The sequence below is a fragment of the Amycolatopsis acidicola genome, from assembly GCF_007713735.2.
GTDB lineage: Bacteria > Actinomycetota > Actinomycetes > Mycobacteriales > Pseudonocardiaceae > Amycolatopsis_E > Amycolatopsis_E acidicola.
In genome coordinates, this window is the sequence record NZ_VMNW02000171.1 from 1 (window position 1) to 7,862 (window position 7,862).

Genomic DNA, 7,862 nt, shown 5'->3' on the forward strand with positions numbered 1-7,862 from the left:
CCGAAGACCCCGGTCACCCCGGGCGCGCGCAAGGCCGGTACGCCCGCCTGCTCTCGATCGAGCCGTCACGCCGCTGGATCTGCACGACGCTGGGCCTGTCGGCCCGGGCCAGCCGCGCCGCGGCGGCCACCGCCTCGCGTTTGCGGCCATGGTGCGACAACACCCGGCCCACGCGGCGGACATCCCAGTCACCGCACAGCGGCGAAACCCAGTAGACGGTGCACGTCATCACGGAACCCCCAAGTTCATCCTGTCCCAGTACTGCAAAACCATACCAGAACCGACCCACTGTTGCACCCCCGCAACGCCTCGGCGAAACTGCGACGACACGAGCTTCGGGCGATGAGGGGGAACATGTCGGGACGGCTGGACGCGGGCAGGTTGTACCAGGTGCTGGACGCGCAGCGGGAGGCGAAGGAGCTGTCGTGGCGGCAACTCGCCGCCGAGGCCGGGGTGAGCGCGTCGCTGGTCAGCCGGATGGGCAACGGACACCGGCCCGACCTGGACGGGTTCATCGCGCTCGTGCAATGGCTCGGCATGCCGGCGGAGACGTTCATGGTGTGGCCGGAAGGCCTGCGGGACAAGCAAAGGCCGTCACTGGAGGCGCAGCTGGCACCCCTGCTGCGCGCGGAAGAGGAACTCACCGAGTCCGACCAGCAGCACGTGCTGGACGTGGTCGGCATAACGCTTCGGCACATCCGAGCCAAGAACAAGGGAGGTTGAGGTGGCCCTGCGCCGCGGCTTCAAGAAGGAGGCCAAGGAGCTCGCCCTCGAAGTGCGGGAAGAACTGGGCACCAAGGTGTTCGCCCCGCTGGACCCGTACGCGCTCGCCGAGCTGTACGGGATCGAGGTGTTCGACCTGACGAACCCGGAACTTCCCGCCGAATCGGTCCGGCATCTGACCGAGGTGCGCCCGCACGTGTTCTCGGCAGCGCTGGTTCCCCTGGTGCCCAGCGGGGCGATCATCATCGAGAACCACGTGCACCCGCCGCGGCGGCGCCGGTCCACGATGGCGCACGAGATGGCACACATCCTGCTGGAGCACCCGTTCGGCCCGATGCTCACCGACGAAAACGGTTGCCGCTCGGCGGTTTCCGGGATCGAGGAGGAGGCAGCGGAGCTGTCCGGGGAGCTGCTCGTGCCCACCGACGCCGCGCGGGTCGCGGCGTTCAAGGGCTGGTCGGACAGGTCGGTGGCGAACCACTTCGGCGTGAGCGTGGCGATGGCGCAGTGGCGGATGAACGTCTCCGCCGCGCGCCGGATCGCTTGCCGCTCAAAGGAACGACGACTGCGGGAGGTGGCGCCCGCCACACCGTGATCATCTTCCACAGTGCTGTGCACACCCTGGGGACAACTCTGTCCACAAAGGATGCTCAGCCGTTTTCCGCCGCACCGAACAACTCCGCGGCGGCGCGCACCCGAAGCCGCTCCAGCCGCGTGACCTGACTGCGTCCGCTCGCGATCAACTCGTCGAGGCGCTCGATGTCCAGTCTGGAGTCGACGGCCGCGCGGGCACGCAGCGTACGCCAGCCGGCGATCTTGCCCTCGACGCCGATCCGCATCCCTTCGAGCTCCACCACGCGGCTGAGCGGCGAACGGCTGACCACTTTGCCGTTGGGCTTGAACCGGCCGAGCTTTTCCAGCAGCCTGCCCATTCCCAGCTCGAGCCTGCGCACCGGCTCGCCGAGCGCGGCCATCATGTCCACCAACGCGTCCCGGTCGCGCGCGATCTCCTCCGCCAGGCGCTCGAGCTTGCCGCCGCCTGCCCACTCCCCCTCGGTGCGCGCCAGCCGTCTCGCCAGCTCCACGCCCGCCATCGCGCCGGTCAGGTGATCATTGAGGTAGATCCCCAGCAGCGTGCGAGTCATGGCGGTCAGGATACCTGCGAAGGCGGGATTGCCGATCTTTTTTCCCTGGCTCATGGTGCTTCGCTGCGTAACGACGCCTGTCACGCTCTGCGTCCAGGCCCTTGGCAGGAAAGTCGTATGTCCATTGTGGATTCTCCGGCCGGCCCGTAACGGCGGCGCGTACGATGCGACTCCAGATCGACGAGCGGAGGGGGCGGCATGACATCGCGAAACGGGCCGGTGCGCGTCGGCGGCCGCTGGTACTACGTCGTACTGGTCGGCACGGCCGGTTTGTTCGCCTGGGTGCCTTTCCTGCACGCCGCGATCCGGTCGAAGGCCGCCCGTGCCCGCCGGTTCGCGCTGCTCTTCGCGGCGTTGGACGCGCTGATGTACGTGCTGCTGGTGATCACTCCCCAGGACGCCAACGGCCAGGTGGTGGACAGCCCGATCAGCACGATCGGCGGGCTGCTCGCACTCACCATCATCGTGCTGGGCTGTGTTCTCCTCGGCCCCGCGCGCCGTCTCGCCCACACGGCCGCACCGCCGGAACAGCCGAAACCGATCGACCCGGCGATCCAGGCCGTGCTCGACGCGCGCGCCAGGCGCGACGAGGCCAGGAAGCTCGCCGCCGACGACCCGCTGCTCGCCCGCGAGCTGCACATCGGCCGCCCCAACGTCGGGCGCACGTACGACGACGGCGGGCTGGTGGATCTCAACCACGCGCCGGCCGCGACGATCGCCGAAGTCTGTGACCTCCCCGGCGACGTGGCCGCGGCGCTGGTCAGCGCGCGGGAAAACCGCGGCGAGCCCTTCTTCACCGTGGACGAGTTCCTGATCAGCGCCGACGTGCCCGTGACTTTCTGGGACCGCATCAGGGATCGCGCGATCCTGCTCGGCTGAGGCTGCTCAGGCCCGGTCCGCCACCAGGTCCAGTTCGAGGTCGAGGTACCGGCCGGTCATCCCCTTCATCGCGGTGACACCGAAGGCGTAGCGGTCGACCCGGCTGTGGGCGCGCACCCGCAGCCGCGAGCCGTCCTCGGCCGCCGAACTGAGGTGCACGTCCAGCGGCCCGCTGTTGCCGCGGACGGTGAGCGTGCCGCGCAGCACCCACTGCCCGTCGGCTTGCTCCAGCCCGCTCGAGGCGAACGTGATGTCGGGGTGCTCGTCGGTTTTGAGGTACTGGGCGGAGCGCACCGTCCGGTCGCGCGCGCCGTTGCGGGTGTCGATGCTCGCCGCGTCGATCGTGGCCGCCACCTCAGAGTTCGCCACGTCGTCCGCCACGGTCAGCCGGCCCTCGCGGATCCGGAACGTCCCGCGCACGGGGCCGAGGCCGAAGAAGTGCCTCGTGGTGAAGGAAAGTCCGGAACCGGCGCCGTCGATCCGGTAGTCACCGGCCGCGGGAATCTCGATGCTCGTCGTCATGGCGGCCAGTGTGGCGGAGATCCGGTGCCCGCGTGTGGTTTTTTCGCCATCCCCACGCGATGTCGTCGACAGCGAGGAACGGCTCATCGACCACGGTCGCAGGCGTCAGGCCGGTGAACGCCACGACGTCACGGTGCAGGTGGGATTGGTCGGCGTAGCCACCATCGGCGGCAACCCGTGCAGCGTGGTGGCCAGCGACAAGGCTGTGCACGGCGTGGTCGAACCGGACCAGCTTCGCGGCGCGCTTGGGCGGCAGGCCGAACTGGGACTGGAACCGGGACCACAGACGTTTGCGGCTCCAGCCGAGCTCGTCCGCGAGGTGTTCGATCCGGACCGCGCCCCGGCCGGCGACGATCCGGCGCCACGCCCAGGCCACTTCCGGTGAAGTCTCCGTGGCCTCCGCACAACGCCGGGCGAGCCACCCGTCGATCCACGAGAAGCGTTGCCCCCACCCGGAAAAGTCCGCCAGCCGGTCGCTGAGCCGCGCGGCCTCCTTGCCGCACAAGGTATCGAGGGGCACCATCGCGCGATCCAGTTCGGAGACCACGCCACCGAAGACCGCTTGCGCGGCTACCGGGGAAAGGCGTACCTGCAAGCACTCGAAGGCGTCCACGCTCAACCCGCGGAGAGCTTCGCCGAACCCGGGCCCCAACACGAAACTGCCCTGCTGCCGACGACCGGTTGCGTCCTCCACGGCGATGTTGCCGTCGAAAACGAGGATCATGGTGACCGCCGGATGCGGGATCAGCCGGAGCCCTGGCGGGGTGATGCCGCGGTCGCCGAACCCGGCCATGCTCACCCCGGGCACGCGGATCGGCCGCTGCGGGCAGGCGATGTCCCACAACAAGCCGTCGTCCCGCTCGGGCACCACGGGTTCGATGGTACGCAATCCGGGCGAGGGAACATTTGTCCAAGCCAGTGGTGCCCACCGGCGGCGAAGGTGAGTGGATGACTGTTTCGATCAATCTCCGCCAGGACGGGCCACCCGACGCCCCCGCGCTGTTGCTGATCCACGGAACCGGCGCGTCACTGCGCTCGTGGGACCCGATGGTCCCGTTGCTGACGGACTCGCTGCACGTCATCCGGATCGACCTGCCGGGATGCGGTGGCTCGGCCAAACCGGAGAGCTACGCGGTGCCGGCCCAAGCCCGCCTCGTCGGCGAAGCACTGGACCGGATCGGCGTCGAACACGCTGCGGTAGTCGGCCATTCCAGCGGTTCGGCGTTCGCCACCGCACTCACCGAGGAGCGGCCGGATCTGGTGTCCGCGCTCGTGTTCATCAGCTTCGGGCCCAACATGGGCGCCTATATCGCGGAAGAGATCGACCTCGGAGACGTGCCGTGGCCGGATCTCTCGGACGAGCAGGTCCGCCGGCTGATGCGCTCCGGATTCCGGCCGGGCTACGAGATCCCGCAGGAGTATGTCGACCAGTTCCGCGACATCGATCTCCAGGTGTTCGCCGCGGAAACGCAGTCGATCCGCGCTTACCTGAAGGAACGAGGACTCCCGGAACGCCTGGCTCCCTTGGGAAAACCGCTACTGGTGCTCTTCGGCGAACAAGACCTTCGCTGGGCGCCTTCGTCCGCTGCCGAATACCGCGCCGTCCCCGGCGCGCAAATCGAGCTGCTGGCCGGGGCGGGCCACTCACCCAACCTCGAAGACCCGCCCCGGACGGCCAGATACGTCCTGTCCTTCGCCGCAAATGGCCGCGCCTGAGCGGCAGCGGATGCACATCAGGCTTCGAGGATGCGGGCGAGGTTGGCCAGTTCGTTGGCCCGCCCGTCCAACAAGCGCTGCGTCCAGGTCTCATCGTGCAGCGATTCGACGGTCATCACCACGCGGGTTCCGCCGTCGGTCTCGACCAGCTCCACCTCGGTGCCGAACTCGTACGGTTCGTGGTCGGGCACGAAGTCGACGAGCGACGCGTAGGCCAGCGTCTTGGGCTCGTCGAGGCGAGTGAAGCGCTTGCGTGACACGGTCTCCAGCGGCATTCCCGCCGACTTCATGAACTCGACGGTCTCGGGCGCGGTCGCGGTCATCGTGTAGACGAGCTCGCCGCCTTCGCGCAGGTCCAGGGAGTCGACGGTGGTGGTGAACCCGTCGGGTGCCCACCAGCAGGCGATCCCGTCGACGGTGGTCCAGAACCGCCAAATCGTGGCGGGGTCGACGGAGTAGGTGCGCTCGAGAACGTGGGTCGAGGTCATGATCGGCACTCCAGTCTGTTCGGCTTCGGTCATCCCAGGGACGGACCCGCGGACGCCCTTTCTACATGCCCAATATGTGACGTGCGCCACACTCGGCGGCGAGGCCGGGCACGAGCTTGAGGTGGACCGCGTCGCGGCAGCCTTGCGCGACACGGGGTTTGAACTCGCCGAACGCGGCAAGGTTAGCGTCGTTCTCGACCACCGCGAGGACTCCGCGCGCCGGCGCCGGATCCGCCGACCTCCACGGCGCCATCCCGGTGGCCGGGTCGTCGGCAGAGCCGGCGAGGTAGGGCCGTGGGACGGTCACGCCGACGTGGTGGCGCGCAACCGGCACTTTTCCTGACCACATGATCTGCCGACTTCCACGTTCGTTTCCGGCTCGGAATACCGAGCCGGTCCTCGTTCTAACGAATGCACTGAGAGGGCACCGTGGCTCGATCACTTTCGGCGAGGACCCGTTGCTCACCGGCGCCATCGGCGCGGCGGAGATCACCGGAATCCAAAGCCAGGGCGTGCTGGCACAGGCCAAGCACTACATCGTCTACGACGGCGCCAACGGTGACGTGATCGTCGAATCCCAGACGCTGCACGAGATCTACCTCAAACCGTTCCAGGACGCGGTCGACGCCGGCGTCTCGTCGATCATGTGCTCCTACAACAAGATCAACGGCGCGGTCGCCTGTGGCAGCAAGGCCGCTCTGGCGAACGGCACCGTCGACATCGCCGACGTCAACGCCGCCGTCAGCAGGATCCGCGCGCAGTACAAACGTTTCGGGCTTCTCGACGGCGCGTCCAACACACGGTCACCCCGGAGCCGATTCAGCAGAACGCACGTGTCGTCAAGGACACCGCCGCGGAGTCGCCGCACACCCTGACCGTCACACAAACGCCCGACCTTTCCGGCAGTCCCGTCCCCAGTCAGCAGGCCGCCAACCGGGCGGCCGCGATCGTCGCCGCCAAAAGGCCAAGACCGCGGTCGTTTTCGCTTACACCACCAACAGTGGCAACCTGACCGAACCGCTTCCGGAGGGGCGGGACCAGTTCATCGCCGACGTGGCCGCCGCCAACCCCAACACGATCGTCGTGCCGCAGAGCAACGCGCCGGTCTCGATGCCTTGGCTCGGCAACGTCAAAGCCTTGCTCGAAGGCTGGTTCCCCGGCGACGAAGGAGGCTGGGCGTTCGCCGACCTCCTCACCGGCAAGGTCAGCCCCAGCGGGCATCTGCCGTTCACCTGGTTTCGCCTATCGGAATCTGGACGTGCATCAGCAATGAGACGGAACCCTGCAAGTGAGCTTCACCGTCACGAACACTGGCGCCCGCTCCGGGAACGCAGTGCCGCAGGTGTACCTCGGTGCGCCCGACCGCCGGCCGTCAGGCGTGCAGTTCGCGGACAAGGCACTCGCCTCGTTCGACCGGGTCAGCCTGCGTCCCGGACAGTCCACAAAGGTCACCCTGACGGTCGCCCAGCGCGAGCTGTCGTACTGGTCGGCCACCGCGAACAAAATGGCAGCTCGCGACCGGGAAACGCACGGTCTACGTGGGCAGCTCCGCACGCGACCTACCGTTGAGCACCTCGACCGCGATCCACTGACCAAGGTTCCGCGCTCCGGGCAACCTGCCCGGAGTGCTGGAGTCGGCCAACAGAAAACCCCCTGGTCACAGGGGGTTTTCGAAGCGCGCCCGAAGGGATTCGAACCCCTAACCTTCTGATCCGTAGTCAGATGCTCTATCCGTTGAGCTACGGGCGCTTGTTCAGTTATTAACTTAGCATCCGGCGTACCGGGTGCTGAGCGGAGGCTCCGGGATTTGAACCCGGGAGGGGGGGTTACCCCCAACCGCATTAGCAGTGCGGCGCCATAGACCAGACTAGGCGAAGCCTCCCGGAATCAACGTCCACTGCTGAAGCAGCCTACAGGGCCACCCGCACCACCCGCCAAGCACCCCCTCACCGCCGCAGCATGCGCATGAGCCAGCGTGAACGTCCCCCGAGCCCTTCGGCTTCGAAGACGGCCACACCGACGCGCGGCAGTTCGCGGACGCCAGGAAAGACCAGGTAGCGCGGCACCCAGTCGGGCTGGAACTTGGCGTTGAACCGGTACAGCGTCTCGATCTGGATCCAGTGTGACGCCCAGCCGAGCACCTTCGCCGAGATCCGCGCGACGGGGCCGGCACCGATCCGCCGCCCCTGCTCCATCAGTTTCCGGAAGGCGGCGAAGTTCAGCGAGACGTATTTCACGCCGTGCTCGCGCGCCTTCAGCAACAGCTCGGAGATCATCAGCTCGTTGACGCCGTTGTCCGCGGCGCGGTCCCGGCGCATGACGTCCAGCGACAGCCCGTCCTCGCCCCACGGCACGAACTGCAGCCTGTCTCTTATACACAATCTCCGAG

General features: G+C 67.8%; 13 protein-coding genes, 2 tRNA genes and 1 pseudogene. 7 read left to right on the forward strand and 9 right to left on the reverse strand.

Features of this window, described 5'->3' with window-relative positions:
* Positions 1 to 13: 13 nt before the first annotated feature.
* The gene (locus FPZ12_RS44875) at positions 14 to 229 is read right to left on the reverse strand and encodes a DUF2188 domain-containing protein (RefSeq protein WP_150980807.1); all 216 of its coding nucleotides are present in this window, start codon (positions 227 to 229) and stop codon (positions 14 to 16) included.
* Between the two features lie 125 nt (positions 230 to 354).
* On the opposite strand from FPZ12_RS44875, the gene FPZ12_RS44880 reads away from it, so the two are divergent.
* Entirely contained in the window at positions 355 to 723 is a 369-nt protein-coding gene (locus FPZ12_RS44880; protein ID WP_144761798.1) for a helix-turn-helix domain-containing protein, read from the forward strand.
* 1 nt (position 724) lies between these two features.
* Positions 725 to 1,318 carry an ImmA/IrrE family metallo-endopeptidase gene (locus FPZ12_RS44885; protein WP_144761795.1) on the forward strand — a complete coding sequence of 198 codons (594 nt, stop codon included), beginning with the start codon at positions 725 to 727 and terminating at the stop codon, positions 1,316 to 1,318.
* Positions 1,319 to 1,373: 55 nt separating this feature from the next.
* On the opposite strand, the gene FPZ12_RS44890 is transcribed toward FPZ12_RS44885, so the two are convergent.
* Positions 1,374 to 1,868 (reverse strand): hypothetical protein, encoded by a 495-nt coding sequence (locus FPZ12_RS44890; RefSeq protein ID WP_208026236.1) that lies wholly within the window; start codon positions 1,866 to 1,868, stop codon positions 1,374 to 1,376.
* A gap of 198 nt (positions 1,869 to 2,066) precedes the next feature.
* On the opposite strand from FPZ12_RS44890, the gene FPZ12_RS44895 reads away from it, so the two are divergent.
* On the forward strand, positions 2,067 to 2,747 hold the full coding sequence (locus tag FPZ12_RS44895; protein WP_144761789.1) for a ComEA family DNA-binding protein: 681 nt from the start codon (positions 2,067 to 2,069) through the stop codon (positions 2,745 to 2,747).
* Positions 2,748 to 2,753: 6 nt separating this feature from the next.
* Here the strand turns inward: FPZ12_RS44895 and FPZ12_RS44900 are convergent, their stop codons facing one another.
* Positions 2,754 to 3,269, reverse strand: coding sequence for a YceI family protein (locus FPZ12_RS44900; RefSeq protein ID WP_144761786.1), 516 nt, complete (start codon positions 3,267 to 3,269; stop codon positions 2,754 to 2,756).
* On the reverse strand, positions 3,235 to 4,158 hold the full coding sequence (locus FPZ12_RS44905; protein ID WP_243770361.1) for an AraC family transcriptional regulator: 924 nt from the start codon (positions 4,156 to 4,158) through the stop codon (positions 3,235 to 3,237). The genes FPZ12_RS44900 and FPZ12_RS44905 overlap by 35 nt, the downstream gene beginning before the upstream one ends.
* A 59-nt stretch (positions 4,159 to 4,217) precedes the next feature.
* Between FPZ12_RS44905 and FPZ12_RS44910 the strand changes: the two genes are divergently transcribed.
* Complete coding sequence (locus FPZ12_RS44910; protein WP_144761783.1) at positions 4,218 to 4,985, forward strand: alpha/beta fold hydrolase; 768 nt, start codon at positions 4,218 to 4,220, stop codon at positions 4,983 to 4,985.
* Positions 4,986 to 5,002: 17 nt separating this feature from the next.
* Here FPZ12_RS44910 and FPZ12_RS44915 read toward each other — a convergent pair whose 3' ends face one another.
* Both FPZ12_RS44915 and FPZ12_RS45925 read right to left on the reverse strand, forming a co-directional pair.
* Positions 5,003 to 5,473, reverse strand: coding sequence for an SRPBCC family protein (locus tag FPZ12_RS44915; RefSeq protein WP_144761780.1), 471 nt, complete (start codon positions 5,471 to 5,473; stop codon positions 5,003 to 5,005).
* Between the two features lie 61 nt (positions 5,474 to 5,534).
* Entirely contained in the window at positions 5,535 to 5,675 is a 141-nt protein-coding gene (locus FPZ12_RS45925) for a hypothetical protein (protein WP_166463121.1), read from the reverse strand.
* A gap of 145 nt (positions 5,676 to 5,820) precedes the next feature.
* Between FPZ12_RS45925 and FPZ12_RS46795 the strand changes: the two genes are divergently transcribed.
* The 3 genes and pseudogenes from FPZ12_RS46795 (at position 5,821) to FPZ12_RS46185 (ending at position 7,184) form a co-directional block, all read left to right on the forward strand.
* A complete protein-coding gene (locus FPZ12_RS46795) occupies positions 5,821 to 6,348 on the forward strand; it encodes a glycoside hydrolase family 3 N-terminal domain-containing protein (protein ID WP_144761774.1) in 528 nt (175 codons plus the stop codon).
* 85 nt (positions 6,349 to 6,433) lie between these two features.
* Positions 6,434 to 6,712: pseudogene (locus FPZ12_RS47180) on the forward strand (glycoside hydrolase family 3 protein); the annotation flags it as partial.
* A 49-nt stretch (positions 6,713 to 6,761) separates the two neighbouring features.
* Positions 6,762 to 7,184, forward strand: coding sequence for a fibronectin type III-like domain-contianing protein (locus tag FPZ12_RS46185; RefSeq protein ID WP_208026237.1), 423 nt, complete (start codon positions 6,762 to 6,764; stop codon positions 7,182 to 7,184).
* On the opposite strand, the gene FPZ12_RS44930 is transcribed toward FPZ12_RS46185, so the two are convergent.
* The 3 genes from FPZ12_RS44930 to FPZ12_RS44940 form a co-directional block, all read right to left on the reverse strand.
* Positions 7,150 to 7,222, reverse strand: a tRNA-Arg gene (locus FPZ12_RS44930). The genes FPZ12_RS46185 and FPZ12_RS44930 overlap by 35 nt on opposite strands.
* A 43-nt stretch (positions 7,223 to 7,265) precedes the next feature.
* Positions 7,266 to 7,355, reverse strand: a tRNA-Ser gene (locus tag FPZ12_RS44935).
* 64 nt (positions 7,356 to 7,419) lie between these two features.
* On the reverse strand, positions 7,420 to 7,862 hold a 443-nt coding region (locus tag FPZ12_RS44940; RefSeq protein ID WP_150980809.1), incomplete at its 5' end, for a phosphatidylglycerol lysyltransferase domain-containing protein.